This window comes from Promicromonospora sp. MEB111 (assembly GCF_030209445.1).
Taxonomy (GTDB): Bacteria; Actinomycetota; Actinomycetes; order Actinomycetales; family Cellulomonadaceae; genus Promicromonospora.
Window position 1 is genome coordinate 222,574 of record NZ_JARVSD010000004.1, and the last position, 18,385, is coordinate 240,958.

At 74.7% G+C, this 18,385-nt stretch carries 12 protein-coding genes and 1 riboswitch; of the genes, 11 read left to right on the forward strand and 1 reads right to left on the reverse strand.

Features of this window, described 5'->3' with window-relative positions; translation table 11 throughout:
• Window position 1 precedes the first annotated feature (1 nt).
• The 11 genes from QRN56_RS04610 to QRN56_RS04660 all read left to right on the forward strand — a co-directional run bounded on the left by QRN56_RS04610 (window position 2) and on the right by QRN56_RS04660 (window position 16,934).
• The gene (locus QRN56_RS04610) at window positions 2-3,061 is read left to right on the forward strand and encodes an alpha-mannosidase (RefSeq protein WP_285101553.1); all 3,060 of its coding nucleotides are present in this window, start codon (window positions 2-4) and stop codon (window positions 3,059-3,061) included.
• A 178-nt stretch (window positions 3,062-3,239) separates the two neighbouring features.
• Window positions 3,240-4,517: an ABC transporter substrate-binding protein gene (locus QRN56_RS04615; protein WP_285101555.1), complete on the forward strand. Its 1,278-nt coding sequence runs from the start codon at window positions 3,240-3,242 to the stop codon at window positions 4,515-4,517.
• Between the two features lie 163 nt (window positions 4,518-4,680).
• Window positions 4,681-7,911 carry a GH92 family glycosyl hydrolase gene (locus QRN56_RS04620; RefSeq protein WP_285101557.1) on the forward strand — a complete coding sequence of 1,077 codons (3,231 nt, stop codon included), beginning with the start codon at window positions 4,681-4,683 and terminating at the stop codon, window positions 7,909-7,911.
• Window positions 7,912-8,138: 227 nt separating this feature from the next.
• A riboswitch (SAM riboswitch) is annotated at window positions 8,139-8,250 on the forward strand.
• 420 nt (window positions 8,251-8,670) lie between these two features.
• Window positions 8,671-9,834 (forward strand): LLM class flavin-dependent oxidoreductase, encoded by a 1,164-nt coding sequence (locus QRN56_RS04625; RefSeq protein WP_285101559.1) that lies wholly within the window; start codon window positions 8,671-8,673, stop codon window positions 9,832-9,834.
• Window positions 9,835-9,894: 60 nt separating this feature from the next.
• Complete coding sequence (locus QRN56_RS04630; RefSeq protein WP_285101561.1) at window positions 9,895-10,248, forward strand: rhodanese-like domain-containing protein; 354 nt, start codon at window positions 9,895-9,897, stop codon at window positions 10,246-10,248.
• Window positions 10,245-11,633: an O-acetylhomoserine aminocarboxypropyltransferase/cysteine synthase family protein gene (locus QRN56_RS04635; protein ID WP_285101563.1), complete on the forward strand. Its 1,389-nt coding sequence runs from the start codon at window positions 10,245-10,247 to the stop codon at window positions 11,631-11,633. Before QRN56_RS04630 ends, QRN56_RS04635 begins: the two co-directional genes overlap by 4 nt.
• Complete coding sequence (locus QRN56_RS04640) at window positions 11,630-12,982, forward strand: LLM class flavin-dependent oxidoreductase (protein WP_285101565.1); 1,353 nt, start codon at window positions 11,630-11,632, stop codon at window positions 12,980-12,982. Before QRN56_RS04635 ends, QRN56_RS04640 begins: the two co-directional genes overlap by 4 nt.
• A gap of 38 nt (window positions 12,983-13,020) precedes the next feature.
• Window positions 13,021-13,533 carry a GNAT family N-acetyltransferase gene (locus tag QRN56_RS04645; RefSeq protein WP_285101666.1) on the forward strand — a complete coding sequence of 171 codons (513 nt, stop codon included), beginning with the start codon at window positions 13,021-13,023 and terminating at the stop codon, window positions 13,531-13,533.
• Between the two features lie 54 nt (window positions 13,534-13,587).
• Window positions 13,588-14,094, forward strand: coding sequence for an RDD family protein (locus tag QRN56_RS04650; RefSeq protein WP_285101566.1), 507 nt, complete (start codon window positions 13,588-13,590; stop codon window positions 14,092-14,094).
• A 151-nt stretch (window positions 14,095-14,245) separates the two neighbouring features.
• Window positions 14,246-15,499 carry an LLM class flavin-dependent oxidoreductase gene (locus tag QRN56_RS04655; protein ID WP_285101567.1) on the forward strand — a complete coding sequence of 418 codons (1,254 nt, stop codon included), beginning with the start codon at window positions 14,246-14,248 and terminating at the stop codon, window positions 15,497-15,499.
• A gap of 52 nt (window positions 15,500-15,551) precedes the next feature.
• Entirely contained in the window at window positions 15,552-16,934 is a 1,383-nt protein-coding gene (locus QRN56_RS04660; protein WP_285101568.1) for an NtaA/DmoA family FMN-dependent monooxygenase, read from the forward strand.
• Window positions 16,935-17,009: 75 nt separating this feature from the next.
• Here QRN56_RS04660 and QRN56_RS04665 read toward each other — a convergent pair whose 3' ends face one another.
• Entirely contained in the window at window positions 17,010-18,380 is a 1,371-nt protein-coding gene (locus tag QRN56_RS04665; protein WP_285101570.1) for an NtaA/DmoA family FMN-dependent monooxygenase, read from the reverse strand.
• Between the last annotated feature and the right edge of the window lie 5 nt (window positions 18,381-18,385).

Genomic DNA, 18,385 nt, shown 5'->3' on the forward strand with positions numbered 1-18,385 from the left:
GATGCACGACGACATCACACTGACCACCGGGCGCGCGCACCGGGTGCTGACCGAACGGATCTGGCCCGCGGTCCACGAGACGTCGGTCCCGCTCGAGGTCGAGTGGCACGCCCTGCCGGGGGAGCCGATCCCGCCGGCCGAGGGTCTGGCCCTCGCGATGCAGCCGTACGAGGTGGGCACCCCGTGGGGCCCCGCCTGGGGCACCACCTGGTTCCGGCTGACGGGCACCGTGCCCGCCGAGTGGGCCGGGCGCACCGTCGAGGCCGTGGTGGACCTCGGCTTCGACGTCGACCGGACCGGGTTCCAGGCCGAGGCGCTGGTCTACACGCCGGACGGCAGCCCGGTGAAGTCGATCAACCCCCGCAACCAGCACGTGCCCGTGGCCGACGCCGCGGCCGGCGGCGAGCGGGTCGAGCTCTACCTGGAGGCCGCGTCCAACCCCGTGCTGCTGGGGCACAACGTCTTCGAGCGGACGACGGAGGGCGACACCGCCACCTCGTCCCCGCACCCCCTGTACACGACCCGGCGCATCGACCTGGCGATCTTCGAGTCCGAGGTGCACGACCTCGCCCTCGACGTCGAGGTGCTGCTCGAGCTGCAGGCCGAGCTGCCCACCGGCCCGCGTCGCATGCGCGTGCTCCAGGCCCTCGACGACGCCCTCGACGTGCTCGACCTGCAGCGCATCCCCGAGACCGCCGCCGCGGCCCGGGCGGCGCTCGCGGACGTGCTGGCCAGCCCGGCCGAGCACAGCGCCCACGAGATCTCCGCCGTCGGCCACGCCCACATCGACTCGGCCTGGCTGTGGCCCGTGCGGGAGACGATCCGCAAGGTCGCGCGCACGACGTCGTCCATGGCCGACCTCATCGGCCGCACCGACGACTTCGTGTACGGCATGTCGTCCGCGCAGCAGTACGCGTGGGTCAAGGAGCACCGGCCCGAGGTGTGGACCCGGGTCAAGGAGGCCGTCGCCTCCGGACGGTTCCTGCCGCTGGGCGGCATGTGGGTCGAGTCCGACACGGTGATGCCGTCGGGCGAGGCGCTGGTGCGCCAGTTCTCGCAGGGGCAGCGCTTCTTCGAGCGGGAGTTCGGGCAGCGGTCGCACGGCGTGTGGCTGCCGGACTCGTTCGGTTACTCGCCGGCCCTGCCGCAGCTCGTGCGCCGCGCCGGGTTCGACTGGTTCTTCACGCAGAAGATCTCCTGGAACCAGGTCAACGTCTTCCCGCACCACACGTTCTGGTGGGAGGGCATCGACGGCTCGCGCGTGCTGACGCACTTCCCGCCGATGGACACCTACAACTCGCAGCTCTCGGGCGAGGAGCTGGCCAAGGCGACCCGCCAGTTCCGCGAGTCGCGGCGCGCCACGGGCTCGATCGCGCCCGTCGGCTACGGCGACGGCGGCGGCGGCACCACCCGCGAGATGACGGGCCGGGCCAAGCGGCTCGCGAGCCTCGAGGGCAGCGCGAAGGTGCGCTGGGAGCACCCGGACGCGTTCTTCGAGCGCGCCCGCGAGGAGCTGGTCGCGTCCGGGACGGATGACAGCGCTGTCTGGGTGGGCGAGCTCTACCTGGAGCTGCACCGGGCGACGCTGACCTCGCAGCACCGGACCAAGCAGGGCAACCGCCGCAACGAGCAGCTCCTGGTCGAGGCCGAGGCCTGGGCGGCCACGGCGTCGGCCCGGACCGGGGCGGACTACCCCTACGAGGAGCTCGACTCGCTGTGGCAGCAGGTGCTGCTGCTCCAGTTCCACGACATCCTGCCGGGCACGTCCATCGCCTGGGTGCACCGCGAGGCCGTGGCGCAGCACGCGGCGATCACGGAGGGCGCGCAGGCGATCATCGAGCGCTCCCTGCGGACCCTGGTCGGCGACGGCGAGGTGGCCCTGCGGGCCAACCCCGCGGTGTTCGCGCAGGCGGGCGTGCCGGCCCTCGGTGTGGCCCCGGCGTCCGCCCCGGCCGCGGCGCCGAGCACCCTGGAGGAGCTGCCCGACGGTGGGTACTTGCTGGCCAACGAGCAGGTCCGGGTCACGCTGGACGCCGCCGGCCACGTGACGTCCGCCGTCGACCTGGCCTCCGGCCGCGAGGCGGTGGCGCCTGGCCGCGAGGCGAACGTGCTCCAGCTCCACCAGGACTTCCCGAACAAGTGGGACGCCTGGGACGTGGACCGGTTCTACCGCAACTCGGTGACCGACCTGCGCGAGGCCGAGAAGGTGACCGGCACCGTGGAGGACGGCGTGGCCGTCGTGACGGTGCACCGGCAGTTCTCGGCGTCCAGCCTGGACCAGGTGATCACGCTCGCGCCGGGCAGCCGCACCCTCGAGGTGGACCTGCGGACCGACTGGCACGAGACCGAGAAGTTCCTCAAGGTCGCCTTCCCGCTCGACGTGCGGGCCGAGCACGTGGCGGCCGAGACCCAGTTCGGCTTCCACAAGCGGGTCACGCACACCAACACGAGCTGGGAGGCCGCCAAGTTCGAGACGTCGATGCACAAGTGGCTGCTGGCCGAGGAGCCGGGCTTCGGCGTCGGGCTCGTCAACGACTCGTCCTACGCCTACGACGTGACGCGCGAGGTGTCCGAGCAGGGCGTGGCGCCCGCGCCGGGCGTGCCGGAGGTGACGACGACCGTGCGGCTGTCGCTGCTGCGCGCGCCGCGGTTCCCCGACCCGGAGACCGACCAGGGCCTGCAGACGCACCGGTACGGCCTGGTCGTCGGCGCGGACACCGCCGTGGCGACCGAGGCCGGCGCGACGTTCGGCGCGCGGCCGCGTGAGCTGCGCGGGGCGGCCGGCTTCGAGCCGCTGGTCGGCGTGGCCGGCGGCGTGACGCTGTCGGCGGTCAAGCTCGCCGACGACCGGTCGGGCGACCTCGTGGTGCGCGTCTACGAGGCGCACGGCCGCCGCGCGTCGGGCGCCGTGACGGTGGCGGCGCCGGTGAGCGGGGCCCGGACCGTCAGCCTCCTCGAGGACGACGTCGACGGCGGCGAGGTCGACGTCACGGCGGACGGCACCGTGACGGTCGAGCTGAGCCCGTTCGAGGTGCGCACGCTGCGTTTCGCCCTGGCGTAGCGCCCGCGTGGCCGGACCCGCAGTTCACCCGGGTGAGCTGCGGGCCCGGTCCGCCGGGGCACCTTGACACCCGTACGCTCGGGCACGATGCACTGGTCCGCGCCAAACCGCTCGAGCCGACCGGGAACGGCGACATCGATCCCAGACGCGACGAAGCCTCTGCCGGAAGGAACTGTCCATGACCATCACGAGGATCGGGGCCGCGGGGACGGCCCTGGCCGTCGTGGCCGCCCTGGGCGGCTGCACCCTCGACGGCGGGGGCGCCACGGATCCGGACGGCGGCGCGCAGGACGTGACCGGCGAGGTCACGCTGCAGACCTGGTCGCTCAAGCCCCGGTTCACCGAGTACGTCGAGGGCGTCATCGCTGACTTCGAGCAGGAGTACCCGGGCACCGAGGTGACGTGGCTCGACCAGCCCGGCGACGGCTACTCGGACACGGTGCTCGCGCAGGCCGCCGCGGGCGAGCTGCCCGACGTCACGAACCTGCCGCCCGACTTCGCGCTCACGCTGGCCCGCGAGGGCCTGCTCACCGACCTCACGACCGTGGACGACACCCTGGAGGACACCTACGTGCCCGGGGCGCTGGCCGCCTACCGGTACGCGGGGCTCGAGGGCACGTTCGGCTTCCCGTGGTACCTGACCACGGACCTGAACTACTGGAACACCGCGATGTTCCAGGAGGCGGGGCTCGACGCGGGGTCGCCGCCGACCAGCCTCGACGAGCTCGTCGCGCAGGCGCGGATCATGCACGACGCGACCGGCGGGTACCTCATGAGCCGCAAACCCGGCGTGGGCGACTTCGCGGCGGCGGGCATCCCGGTGCTGTCCGACGACGGCACCGAGCTCACGTTCAACTCGCCCGAGGCGGCCGAGCTGCTCGACGTCTACCGGGACGCCTACGCCGAGGGCCTCATGCCCGACGACGTGCTCACGGACGCCTACCTCGGCAACAGCCAGCTCTTCGCCGAGGGCAAGGTGGCCTGGTCGACCGGCGGCGGCAACTTCATCAACAGCGTGCTGGAGACCAACCCGGCGCTGGAGGGCCAGATCACCTCCTCGCCGTACATGGGCGCCACCCCGCTGTACGTCCAGGGCCTGTCGGTCTCGAACACGTCCACGAACCTGCCGACGGCGGTGGCGCTGGCCCGGTTCGTCACGAACGCCGTCAACCAGGAGGCGTTCTCGGCCGAGGTGCCCGGCGTCTTCCCGTCCACGGCGGCCTCGCAGGAGAACCCGGACCTCGCGCGGAGCGACGGCACGCCGCAGGGCGACGCCAAGGCGATCGCGTTCAGCAACCTCACCACGGCGCGGGTGCTGCAGCCGGTCGAGATCAGCGAGGCGATGACCACGGTCATCAACCAGCAGCTCGCGGCGGCGATCACGGGAGACAAGACGTCGGCGGAGGCCCTCGACGCCGCCGTCGCCGAGTGCAACAAGCTGCTCGCCGACCAGTGAGACCGCACCTGACCATCATCACGGTGCCGACGGACTTCTCGCAGGACGAGGCCGCGGCAGCAACCAGGGCGCTCCTCGCCCGCGACGAAAGGCCAACTGCAATCGTCTACGACTCCGACGTCGCTGCGCCCGCTGCGACGACAACGCTGTCATGGGTCCGCGCATGACCGGGCCCGCACACGTCCCCGCCGGACGCCCCGGCGCCGGCCTGACCAGCGAGCACGCCACCCGCGTGCGGCACCACGGCGAGGGCCGCACCGTGCTGCTCGACGGGCTGGACGTGCCGGTCGAGGCCGGCACCGAGCTGCGCTACGCCGTGCTGCCCGTGCTCGACGAGAAGCTGACCTACCGCTCCACCTACGTGGCGCTCGACCTGCAGCTCGACGACGGCACGTGGCTCTCCGCCACCGACCCCGGGCGGGACCTGCTGGACCAGCACGGGATGCCCGCGACCGCCGTCGGGCAGGGGGAGGCCCGGATCCTGGTGCCCGACCACTGGAACCTGGTCCGCGTGGACCTGGGCCCCGTGGCTCAGGCGCTCCCGGGCCGCCGCGTGCGCGCGGCCGCCGCCGTGACCGCCGCGCCCGACGGCGGGCGCACCGAGGCGTGGTTCGACACGGTGTCGGTGGGGCGACGCGCCCCGCGTACGGTCACCGGCCGCACGGACCTCGTGGACACGCGGCGCGGCACCCACTCCTCGGGTGCCTACTCGCGGGGCAACAACGTGCCCGCCGCCGCGGTGCCGAACGGCTTCACGATGTGGGTCCCGCTGACCGACGCCGCCTCCGAGCGCTGGCTGTACTCCTGGGCCGCGCACAACGGCCCGGACAACCGGCCGCGCCTGCAGGGCGTGGGCATCTCGCACGAGCCGAGCCCGTGGATGGGGGACCGCGACCAGCTCGCGTTCCACCTCGTGCCCGCGGGACCCGGCGACGACGTGCCGGACGCCGGACTCGACGCCCGCTCGATCGGTTTCTCGCACGACGACGAGACCGCCCGCCCGCACCGGTACGACGTCGGCCTGGACGGCGGCGCGCGCGTGGCCGTCGCGGCGTCCGACCACGGCGGCGTGCTCCGTCTCACGTTCCCGGACGGCGCCACGACGGGCCACCTGCTGATCGACGCCGTGGGCGATTCCGGCGCGGACGGCGCGCCCGTGTCCGTGACCGTGCACGACGACGGCACGCTCACCGGCTGGAGCGACCACGGCAGCCCGCTGTCGGTGGGCCGCAGCCGCATGTACGTCGTGGGCCGGATCTCCCGGCCGGTCCTGCGCACGGGCCGCGCCCGCGGACGGGACCACGCCACGTACGCGACGGTGGCGCTGGACGCCGGGGCGGACGCGGCCGGGGCCGACGCGGGCCGCACGGTCGAGGTGCGCGTGGCGACGTCGTACATCAGCGAGGAGCTGGCCTGGCTCGCGCTGGAGCGCGAGGTGTCCGGCACCTTCGACGAGGTCGCCGACGCCGCCCGCGCGCAGTGGGAGGAGCGGCTCGGCGTGCTCGACGTCGAGGGCGCCGCCGAGGAGCAGCGGGTCACGCTCTACTCGAACCTGTACCGGCTCAACCTGTACCCGTCGTCGTACACGGAGGTCGGGGCCGACGGCGCGCCCGTGCACGCCTCGCCCGTGCTCGACGGCGCCCCGGTGGTGCCCGGCGAGATGTTCGTGAACCACGGGTTCTGGGACACCTACCGCACCTGCTGGCCCGCGTACGCCCTGCTGTACCCGGAGGTCGCGGCACGGCTCGCCGACGGGTTCGTGCAGCAGTACCGCGAGGGCGGCTGGGTCGCCCGCTGGTCGTCGCCGGGGTACGCCGACCTGATGACGGGCACGTCGTCCGACGTCGCCTTCGCCGACCTGTACCTGCGCGGCGTGGACCTGCCCGATCCGCTGGCCACCTACGACGCCGGGCTGCGCAACGCCACGGCGCTGCCCACCCGGTCCGGCGTGGGGCGCAAGGGCCAGGAGTTCGCGCTCACCCACGGCTGGGTGCCGCGCGACGTCGAGGAGTCGGTGTCGTGGAGCCTGGAGGGCTACATCAACGACGCCGGGCTGGCGCGGATGGCGCAGGCGCTCGCGGACGCGCCCGGGACCCCGGAGGGACGCCGCCGTGCCCTGCGCGACGAGGCCGCCTACCTGCGGCAGAGCGCGCTCGGCTACGTGCACCTCTTCGACGCCGCCACGGGGTTCTTCCGGGGGCGCGCCCGGGACGGCGAGCTCGACCCGGCCCCGTTCGACCCGGACGCGTGGGGCGGCGACTACACCGAGTCCGACGCCTGGAACTTCCTGTTCCACCCCGTGCACGACGGCGCGGGGCTGGCCGCCCTGCACGGCGGCCGTGCCGGCCTGGAGCGGCTGCTGGAGCGGTTCTTCGCCGCGCCGGAGCGGGCGGACAAGCCGGGGAGCTACGGGTCCGCGATCCACGAGATGTTCGAGGCGCGTGACGTGCGCCTGGGCCAGCTCGGGCAGTCGAACCAGGTGTCGCACCACATCGCCTGGACATGGTCGGTCGCCGGGCGGCCGGACCGCACCCAGGAGGTCGTGCGCGAGATCCTGACGCGCCTGTGGACCGGCAACGACATCGGGCAGGGCTACCACGGCGACGAGGACAACGGCGAGATGTCGGCCTGGTACGTGCTGGCCGCGCTCGGGCTGTACCCGCTGGAGATCGGCTCGCCGCGGTGGGCGGTCACGTCACCGCTGTTCGAGCGGGCGGTGGTGCACCGGCCTGACGGCGACCTCGTGATCGAGGCACCGGGAGCGGCCGGGCGGCAGTACGTGGCGGGGCTGGACGTGACTGGTGGTGACGGCGCGGCTGGTGTCGACGCGGCCGCGGCCCGGGCGGTCACGACGCCGTCGATCGACAACGGTGACCTCGTCGGGGGAGCGACCCTGCGGTTCGCGCTGTCCGAGACCCCGACCCGGTGGGGCGTGCCGGCGGACGGCGACGAGGCTGGTGCTCGTGCTGCTGAGGTCGGTGCCGGGTTGGCTTCCGACCGGCCGTGGCGGCGCGCCGACGGCGCCTGGCGCGGTGCCGAGGGCTCGCTGCCGCACCTGACCGACGGCGACCTGACGACGTCGGCCGTGGTGGACGGCACGCTCGACTGGGCGCCCGCCGCCGACGTCCCGGCGGGGGCCGTGCTGCGCGCCTACACGCTGGTCTCGGGCCCGTCGGCCGAGCCGTCGACCGTCGAGGCGGCGTCCGGACCGCCGTCGGCCTGGCGTCTGGTCGGGGCCGACGGGCGGGTGCTCGACGAGCGGTCCGGCGAGGAGTGGCGCTGGCCGAGCCAGCTCCGCCCCTTCGTGCTCGACGAGCCCGTGCCGCTCGCGGACCTCCGCCTGGAGCTGGCCGGACCCGGTGCCCTCGCCCAGATCGAGCTCCTCCTGGGCTGACCCGCACGTCCAGGCGCCGGCGCTGCGAACGGCACCTCCCTCGTGCCGGTCGCGCAGCGTCCGGGACGGCGGTTCCCGGCTGCGCCCTCAGGGCCTTGGCGAGACCGTGGTCCCGGGATGTGAGATCTGGGCAAGGATCATTGACTTCTATGGGTTCCATTCGTATCTTCTGTGACATCGAGACCAACCGCACTTATCCGATCGGAGAGATGTAGAAAGCCTCGACAGGTCATGAGTTCCGACGCGAAGCCCCGGCTGGTCGGACGGCAACCCCCCGCGCGGGTGGGTGCCCCGGGTGAGGACCAGGTCCACCGCCGCCGGCGGATGACAACACGCGTCGCTCGCCGATGGGCGAGCAGGTGAGGAGAACGACGATGACCCGGAGCGCTGCCCCCGCCGTCCACGTGTCCCTGCCGTCCCGGAACGTCTCCGCGCGGGCTGGTGCTGCCCCGCGCGAGGAGATGTGTTGTCACTGTTCCTGTCGCTGACGGCGACAGGCTGATCGCGACAGCCTGACCGCGACAGCCCCGACGCGCCGACCGGCCGCAGCCAGCCACCGGTCCGCCGCCCGGAACTCCTCTCGGCGTCGCACGCCGAGCCCCGGCCGTAACCGGCCCTCACGTCCCTGACCGGACGCCTCACTCCTGCCCTCCGGCAGCCACGCTCCCGGGTGACCCCTGGACGCCGTCGTGCACCTGCGCGCGGCGGCCGGGTCCTCCGGGCGCCGTCGCGCCGCCGCAGCCCGAACGGAGCACCGCCGTGCCGTACCCGTCGCAGCCCACGTCCCTCTCCTCGACCGCCCTCTCCACCCGTCCCGTCGTGCTCGGCGTGGACCTCACCTCCGCCGGCGCCCGCCCGGGCGCCCACCGGGCCCGCGGCCCGGTCGCGCCGCGCCCGTTCGACGGCGAGCGGTTCCTGCACCTCATGCGGACCGCCGACCGTGGACTGCTCGACTTCGTCAGCCTCGACGAGGGCTTTCTGCTCCACCCCGGCCGCAGCCAGGTCACCGGACGGCTGGACACGGCCGTCGCCGCGGCCCGGGCCGCCCGGGTCACCGCGGGGATCGGGCTGGTCGCTGCCGTCGACACGGTGCACGTCGAGGCGGCCCACGCCGCCGTCGCGCTGAGCAGCATCGACCGCGCGAGCAGCGGCCGGGCCGGCTGGCAGGCCGTGCGGCAGGGCACGCTCCCCGAGCCCGACGAGGCCTGGGCGACGCGCGTCGAGCTGGGCATCCGGTCGGTGACGCAGGTGTGGACGGGCCGTCCCGGCAGCGGGGCGGGCGCGGTCGAGCTCGACGCCGAGGGCCGGTTCCGGGTGGACCACGACGGCATCCGGTTCGCCGTCCGCGGCCGCCCGGCCGGCGGCGGCGACGCGCTGCCGCAGGTGCCCCCGCCGGTCGTCGTGCGAGTGCGTTCCGAGGCCAGCGCGGCGCTGGCCGGCCGCACCGCCGACGTCGCGCGGATCACCGTCACCGACGCCGCGCACGCGGTGCGGCTGCGCCGGCTCGTGCGGGACGCCGCGCTGTCCGCCGGGCGCGACCCCGAGGAGCTGCGCGTGCTCGCCGAGGTCTACGTGGTGCTCGCGGCGGAGCGGGCCAGCGCCCGGGCCCGGCTGGAGCTCGTCGAGGCGCTGGAGGGCACGGCGGCCATGGGCGACGGGCTGGTCGTCGCCGACACGCCGGACGAGCTCGCCACCCTGATCGCCGACTGGACCACCGTCGGCGCCGTCGACGGGTTCCTGCTGCGGCCGTCCTCGCTCAGCTCCGACCTCGACGCGATCACCGACCACCTGGTCCCCGCGCTCCAGCAGGCGGGCCTGTTCCGCACGGAGCGGACGGCGACCACGCTGCGCGGCTCGCTCGGGCTGTCCGACGTCGAGGCGGCCGAGCGGGGGCTGCCCACGGGCCGGCTGCTGAGCGCCTGACGACCGCGCCGGCGAACACCCGGCACCCGCACCAGACGACCCATCGTGGAGGAGACCATCATGACCACCCCTGAGCTGCAGACCCCCGACGCCGCGAGCGCCAAGGTCGCCGGCGGCGCCCTGCTGATCGACGTCCGCTCGGCCGCGGGCCGGGCCTCGGCGGGCGAGATCCCGGGCGCCACGCTCGCGGACCGCGACAACCTGGACGCGCTGTTCGGGCCGTCCGACAACCCCGCGATCACCCTCGACACTCCCGTCGTGATCGTGTGCGGCTCGATCAACGGCTCCGGCCCGGTCGCGGAGGCGCTCGCGGCCCGCGGCTACACCGACGTCTCGCACGTCGACGGCGGGTTCCCCGCCTGGAAGGAGGCCGGGCTGCCCGCGACGGAGGCCGAGCCGAGCGCGGCGCCATGACCGGCTTCGCCACCCGGCAGGTGCACGCGCGCAGCGCGGGACGGGACGACGCCGGGCGCGCCACCGGGGCGCCCGACGCCGCGCCGTCGGCGCGCGTGGTCCCGCGTGCCACGCCCGTCTACCTGACCGCCGGGTTCGAGTTCGAGGAGTGGGAGCAGGCGGCCGGGCACTTCGGCGCCGGCGAGGGCTTCGCCTACACGCGTACCGGCAACCCGACCACGGCCGCCGTCGAGCAGCGGATAGCCGCCCTGGAGGGCGGTTCCGACGCCCTGTTCCTGGCCAGCGGGCAGGCGGCCGTCACGGTCGCCCTGCTCGGCCTGGTCCAGGCCGGGCAGCGCGTGCTCGCCGCGTCCAGCATCTACGAGGGCACGCGCGGTCTGCTCCTGGAGAACCTGCCGCGCCTCGGCATCGAGGCCGACTTCGTGGACGACGCCGCCGACCCGGCCGCCTGGGAGCGCGCGATCCGCCCCGAGACGCGCGTGCTGTTCCTGGAGTCCATCCCGAACGCGCGCAACGACCTGCCCGACCTCGCGGCCGTGGCCGACGTCGCGCACGCCCACGGGCTGGTGCTCGTCGTGGACAACACCCTGGCCACGCCCTACCTGCTGCGGCCCGTCGAGCACGGCGCCGACGTCGTGGTGCACTCCGCCAGCAAGTTCCTCGCGGGGCACGGCTCGGTGCTGGGCGGCGTCGTCGTCGACTCCGGGACGTTCGACGCGCGGGCCTCGGGCGCGCTGTACCCGCACCTGGTCGCGCCCTCGCGCACGGGCGGGCCGAGCGTGGCCGACCGGCACGGCGGCAACGCGCGCCTGGCGTACCTGCGCGAGACCGTGGCGCCGCGGTTCGGCCCGACGCCGTCGCCGCTCAACGCGTTCCTCGTGGGCCAGGGCATCGAGACCCTGTCGCTGCGGGTGGCGCGGCAGAGCGCCGCGGCGCTGGAGGTCGCGCGCTGGCTGGCGTTCCGGCCGGAGGTGGCGTCGGTGGACTACTCGGGGCTCGACTCCAGCCCGTCGCACGCGCTGGCCAAGCGGTACCTGCCGGACGGCCAGGGCTCCGTCTTCACCTTCACGCTGCACGGCGGCGCCCCCGCGGCACGGGCGTTGGTCGAGGCCGTCCAGGTCTTCACGCACATGACCCACATCGGCGACGTGCGCTCGCTCGTGCTGCACCCCGCGAGCACCAGCCACGTGCTGCGCACCCCTGCCGAGCGGGCCGCCGCGGGCATCCACCCGGGCACCCTGCGGCTGTCCGTCGGCATCGAGGACCTGCCCGACCTGATCGCCGACCTCGACCGCGGGCTCGCGTCCGCCCGCGCCGCCGCCGAGGCGGACGCCGGCACCCCCGCGGACGCCGGCACCAGCACCACACGCAAGGAGACACCATGACCCGCCAGCAGCACCTCGGCTGGTTCCTGGCCCGCGGCTTCGGGCCGCACGGCTGGGGCCACGACTACCTGGACTGGAACTACGACTGGACCCGGCCCGACCTCTACGTGGAGTCCGCCCGCGCCCTGGAGCAGGCGGGCGTCGACCTGCTGATCATCGAGGACGCTCCGTCGCTCGGCAGCCCCGAGACCATCGACCTGCGCGTGCGACAGGCGTTCGGCGGTCCCAAGCACGACCCGCTGCTGCTGGCCCCGTACCTGTTCGCGGCGACGCAGCACCTCGGTGTCGTGCCGACGGTCAACCCGGCCGCCGTGCTGCCCTACACCGGGGCGCGGCAGCTCGCGACGCTCCAGCACCTGTCGGGCGGGCGGTTCGGGCTCAACCTGGTGACCGACACGGGCAGCGCGCGCCACTTCTCGGACGCGCCGCCGCTCGGGCACGACGCCGCGTACGACCGCGCGGAGGAGTGGCTCGACGGCGTCCGCTCGCTGTGGCGGTCCTGGGACGACGGTGCGCTGATCGCCGACCCGGGCGCCGTCGGGCCCGGCGGCGCCCGGACCGGGGGCCGGTACGCCGACGGGCGCCTGCTGCGCCCGGTGCGGCACCGGGGCGAGCACTACGCGTTCGACGGCCCGCTCAACGCCCTCCCGTTCGACGGCGGGGCCGACGGCGAGCCCGTGATCGTCTCGCCCGGCGGCTCGGGCCGGGGGCTGGCGTTCGCCGGCGCGAACAGCGACGTCCAGCTCGCGCTCGCGCCCCTGACGGAGCGCAGCGTGCGCGAGTACCGGGCCAGGGTGCACACCGCGGCCCGTGCGTCCGGCCGAGCGCTGGAGCACGTCAAGGTGCTGTTCGCTGTTCGGCCCCTGCTGGTCTCCAGCCCGCAGGAGGCCGACCGGCTGGTGGCGGCGTCGGCGAACCCGGACGACGGCACGCTGCTGCGCATCGCCGAGCAGCAGTCGAGCGACCTGGAGACCGACCTGACGGCGCTCGACCTCGACAAGCCGCTGCCCACGGGCCTGTTCGGCGACCACGTCTCGCACGGCTCGATCAAGCGCCTGGTGGGCGACCACGACCTCGCCACCACGCCGCTGCGCGTGCTGCTCGGCGGGCTCGCCCGCCTGGGCCGCATCGCCGACCGCTCCGGCTGGGTGGGCACCGCCGGCGAGCTCGCCGACCTCATCGAGGAGCTGGGGGAGTGGGGCAACGACGGCGTGCTGCTGTGGGGCGACCTGCACCCCGTCACCGTGCACCGCACGCTCGACGAGCTGGTCCCGATCCTGCGGCGCCGCGGCATCCTGCGCACCGAGTGGGCCGACGGCGGCCTGCGCGCCAACCTGCGGGCGTTCTGACGCGCGCCCTCGCCGCACGGAAGGAGCACCTCTTGCCGGTGATCGTCTCCGACCCGACCTGGGTCGCCACCACCTGGGACGACCCGCGCGCCGCCGCGCTGCGCGAGGCCATGACCGACGACCTCGCCCCGCGCTACGCGGACCTGCGCGAGCAGCGCGCGCGGCTGTTCGCGCCGGCCGAGCCGGGCGGGCTGAGCGCCGTGCCGACGTCGTCCGAGGTGATGGTGACCTGGATCGCCCTGGACGGTGTGGAGGCGGTGGCGACCGGATCGCTGCGCCGGCTGGGCGGCACCGCCCTCCACCCCGAGGTGACCCATGAGGTCAAGCGCATGTTCGTGCGGCCCACGCACCGCCGCCGAGGGCTGGCGGCGGGCGTGCTGGCCGCCGTCGAGCGGTCCGCGCTGGACCGGGGGATCGAGGTGCTGCGCCTGCAGACCGGCGTGCGGCAGCCCGAGGCCGTGGCGCTGTACGAGCGCGAGGGCTGGACTCGGATCGACCCGTACCCGCCGTACCCGGCGGAGTCGAGCATCTGCTTCGAGAAGAGGCTGTGACCTGACCCGTCGGAGCCGGGCGCCGCGCTACCTGCTGCGCGATACCGTCTGCACGTGAACCCCCAAGGATGGCGGCGCATCGTGGCGTGGCTCGTCGACTGGCTCTGCTTCCTGGTGTGGCTCGTGCTGCTCGCGGCGATCGGCGTCCCGCTCTACCTCTCCGGTGTGACGGGCGGGTGGTCCGCCCTGACCACGAACGTGGTCTCGGCGCTCGTCACGGCGGTACCGCTGACGATCTTCCTGGCCGTCCTCGAGTCGGGTGCCCGGCAGGCGACCGTCGGCAAGCGCGTGCTGGGGCTCAAGGTGGTGGGCGCCCGGGACGGCGGGCGGCTCACGTTCGCGTCGGCGCTGCTCCGGAACGCGCTCAAGGTCGCGGTGCCCTGGACGATCGGCCACGCCGCGGCGATCGGCCTCGTCGGGGCGACGGCGGTCGGGCCGGGGCTCATGATCGTCACCGCGGCGGCCTACGTGCTGCCGGTCGTCTACGTCGTGACCCTGTTCGTCGGGGCGGGGCGCACGCCGTACGACCGCGCCGGGGGAGCCGAGGTCGTGCGCGTCTGACACCTGATCCCGCGGGCACCGGGGAGCGGGGAGCGGGGAGCGGGCCAGCATGTGAGATCTCCCGGCCGATCCCTTGGCAGGGCGGCGCACGCACCTATGTTCGGCGCACCACGGCCCGAACAGGGCCGCCCGACGCCGCGAGGAGCAGCCCATGACGACCGACGGTTCTCTCACCGCACCACAGGATCCTGCCGGAAGAGGGGCGCCCATCGTCGCCGTCGCCCTCGACGGCGCCGGCTGGCACCCCGCGGCGTGGCGCGAGCCCGGCGCGCGCCCCGAGGCCCTGACCGACGCCGCCTACTGGGTGGGCCTGACCCAGCTCGCCGAGGCCGGGCTCGTCGACCTCGTGACGTTCGAGGACAGCTTCGGCATCCCCGTCGGCCCCTGGGACGACCCGGCCGCCGACCGGACCGACCGGGTGCGCGTGCGGCTGGACGCCGAGCTCGTCGCGGCACGCGTGGCCCCCGCGACCCGGCACGTCGGGCTCGTCCCCGTGGTCACGGTGACGCACACCGAGCCGTTCCACGTCGCCAAGGCGCTGGCCACCCTCGACCACACCAGCCAGGGCCGGGCCGGCTGGCAGGTGCGCGCCTCGCCGTCGGGCACGGAGGCCCGGCTGACCGGCCGCCGCGACCTGCCGGAGATCACCGCGGAGGACTACGCGGCGGGCCGCGCCGACGAGCAGGTCGCCGAGCTCTTCGCCGAGGCGGCCGCCGTGGCCGAGACGGTCCGCGCCCTCTGGGACTCCTGGGAGGACGACGCCGAGATCCGCGACGTCGCCACGCGCCGCTTCATCGACCGCGACAAGGTGCACCGCGTCGACGTGGAGACACGGTGGTTCTCCGTGCGCGGCCCGTCCATCACGCCGCGCCCGCCGCAGGGGCAGCCGGTCGTCACCGCGCTCGCGCACGCGACGGTGCCGTACGAGCTGGCGGCCCGCGTGGCCGACGTCGTCTTCGTGACGCCGCAGGACGACGCGGCGGCGGCCTCGATCCTGGCCGAGGTGCGTGCCGCCGAGGCCCGCGTGGGCCGGACCGGCGAGCCGCTGCGCGTGGTGGCCGACCTCGCCGTGGTGCTCGACGCCGACGGGCGGGCGGCGGCCGAGCGCCTGGCGCGCCTGGACGCCTGGGCGGGTCAGGCCGAGCGGGGCTGGGTCACCGACGCCCGCGTGCTCGCGGGCTCCGCGGCCGACGTCGCCGACGTGGTCGAGGCCTGGACGGGCCTCGGCTACGACGGCGTGCGCGTGCGCCCCGCCGTGCTGCCCGACGACCTGGACGCCCTGGTCACGGACGTGCTGCCCGAGCTGCGGCGGCGGGGCCTGGCGCGCACCGCCTACGACGCCGGCTCGCTGCGGGGGCTGCTGCGCCTGCCGACCGAGGTCCCCAACCGCTTCGCCGCCGTCTGACCGGTGCGTAGCACCGCGAACCCCCAGCCCGAGACCTGAGAGCGAGCAGACCATGAGCACACCCACCGGCAAGCCCCGCAAGCAGATCATCCTCGGCGCCTACCTGGGCGGCGTGAACCACCACACCCTGTGGCACCTCCCGGAGTCGGGCAGCCAGATCGACTTCTCGACCTTCGAGCGCACGGCCCGCACCGCCGAGCGCGGCCGGTTCGACTTCTTCTTCCTCGCCGAGGGCCTGGCGCTGCGCGAGCGCGACGGACAGGTCTTCGACCAGGACATCGTGGGCCGGCCCGACACCTTCACCGTGCTGGCCTCGATCGCCGCCGTGACCGAGCACCTGGGCCTGGCCGCGACGATCAACGCCACCTTCAACGAGCCGTACGAGCTGGCGCGGCAGATCGCGTCGCTCGACCACCTCTCGGGCGGGCGCGCGGCCTGGAACGTGGTGACGAGCTTCGACGCGTTCACCGGCGGCAACTTCCGCCGCGGCGGGTTCCTGGACCGTTCCCAGCGGTACGAGCGCGCCGCGGAGACCATCGAGGTGGTGCGGTCGCTGTGGGACTCGTGGGCGGCCGACGACCTCGTGATCGACAAGGAGGCGGGCGTCTTCTCCCGGTCGGGGGCCGGCTCGTTCGCCCACACCGGGGAGCAGTTCGACGTGGGCGGCTGGTTCGGCGTCCCGCGCTCGCCGCAGGGCCACCCGGTGATCCTGCAGGCCGGGGTCTCGCCCCAGGGCCGGGACTTCGCCGCGGCCAGCTCGGACGCGATCTTCTCGCCGTACGGCCGGTTCGACGAGGCCCGGGACTACTACCAGGACGTCAAGGCGCGGGCCGCCGGGTTCGGGCGCGACCCGAACCACCTGAAGATCCTGCCGAGCGCGTCGTTCGTGCTGGGGGCGACCGAGGCCGAGGCGCAGGAGAAGGCCCGCTGGGTGCGCGAGGAGCAGGTCACGGGCCGCACGGCCCAGATCCTGCTGGAGCAGATCTGGAACCGCGACCTGTCGGCCTACGACCCGGACGGTCCGCTGCCCGACGTCGAGCCCGCGCTCGACGCGCCGTCGTTCATCGCGGGCCGTGCCCTGACGCACGCCGACCGGCCCGCGACCGTGGCGCGCCTGCGCGCCCAGGCCGAGGCCAACGGCTGGTCGCTGCGGCAGACCGTGATCGAGGAGTTCACGCGCGGCTCGTTCGTCGGCACCCCGACGCAGGTGGCGGACGCGCTCGACGACTTCGTGCAGAACGACGGGTCGGACGGGTTCGTGATCGGCTCGCACCTGGTGCCGACCGGGCTGGACGAGCTCGTGGACGACGTCGTGCCGCTGCTGCAGGAGCGCGGCTCGCTGCGCACGGAGTACGAGGGCACCACGCTGCGCGACAACCTGGGCCTGCCGGCGCCGGCCTGTGCCGGGGCCACGGTGGAGGCGGCCCGGGCCTGAGCGTCGGACGCCCCAGCACGTGTCAGACGTACAGGTCACCCGAGTGACCTGTACGCCTGACACGTGATCGGCGTCCTACGCCGCGCCGACGGCGCTCGCCCGGCGGGTGAGCGGGGCGCGCAGGCCCAGGTGCTCGCGCAGCGTGGTCCCCGTGTACGACGTCGGGTAGGCGCCCCGCTCCTGCAGCTCGGGGACCACCCGGTCGACGATGTCGTCGAGGCCCGACGGCACGATCCACGGGCTGATGTTGAACCCGTCGACGGCGCCGGTGCGCACCCAGCGGATCAGGTCCTCGGCCACGGCGGCCGGCGTGCCCTGGAACCCGCGCTCGCTGCTGTTGCGCACCACCAGCTCGCGGATCGACAGGTGCTCGGCCTGCGCCAGCGCCCGCCACCGCGCCGCGATCTCCCGGGTCCGCGCGCCCGTGGTGGCCGACCCGCGCTCGCCGCCCAGCTCCTCGACCACCGGGTCGTGCGCGGGCAGCGGGCCGTCCGGGTCGTAGCCGGACAGGTCCTCGCCCCAGATGTTGCCGACGATCGAGAGCGCCGTGGCCGGGGTGACCTGGTTCCAGCGGACCCAGCGGGCCTTCTCCTCGGCGTCGGCGGGCGTGTCGCCCACGATGACGCCGGTGCCCGGGAAGATCTTGACGTCGTCCTCGGGGCGGCCCGCTGCCACGGCCCGGCGGCGGATGTCGGCGGCGAACTCCAGCGCCTCGGCCAGCACGGAGCCGTGGCGCGAGAAGATCACGTCCGCGTTGGCCGCCGCGAAGTCCCGGCCCTGCGGCGAGTCGCCCGCCTGGAAGATGATCGGGTGCCCCTGCGGGCTGCGCGGCGTGGTGGGGTCGAGCTCGACGTCGAACAGCGCGCTGTGCTCGGAGACGTGCGCCACCGCGCCGTTGCCGCCCGTGTCCGGGAAGGCGTCCCAGATCTGGCGGGCCACGTCGAGCTGGCCCTGCGCCCGCTCGTAGCGCAGCGCGTGGTCGAGGTACCCGCCGCGGCGGAAGTTGGCCCCGGTCCAGGCGTTGTCGGTGGTCACGACGTTCCACGCGGCCCGGCCCCCGGACAGCACGTCCAGGCTCTGCAGGCGCCGGGCCAGGTCCGCCGGGTCGTTGTACGTGGTGTTCTGGGTGGCGACCAGGCCGATGTGCGTCGTGATCGCGGCCAGCGCGGCGAGCTGTGTGATCGCGTCCGGGCGGCCCACCACGTCGAGATCGTGCAGGGCGCCGCGCGACTCGCGCAGCCGCAGGCCCTCACCGAGGAAGAACGCGTCGAACAGCCCGCGCTCCGCCGCGCGGATCACGCGCTCGAAGGTGGCGAAGTCGGTCTGCGACCCGGACTCCGGGTCGGACCAGATCGTGGTGTGGTTGACGCCCTGGAAGAAGACGCCGAAGTGCACCTGGGCGTCGGGACGGGTCACGGGGAGGTCGGTCGCGGGCAGGTCGGTCATGGCGG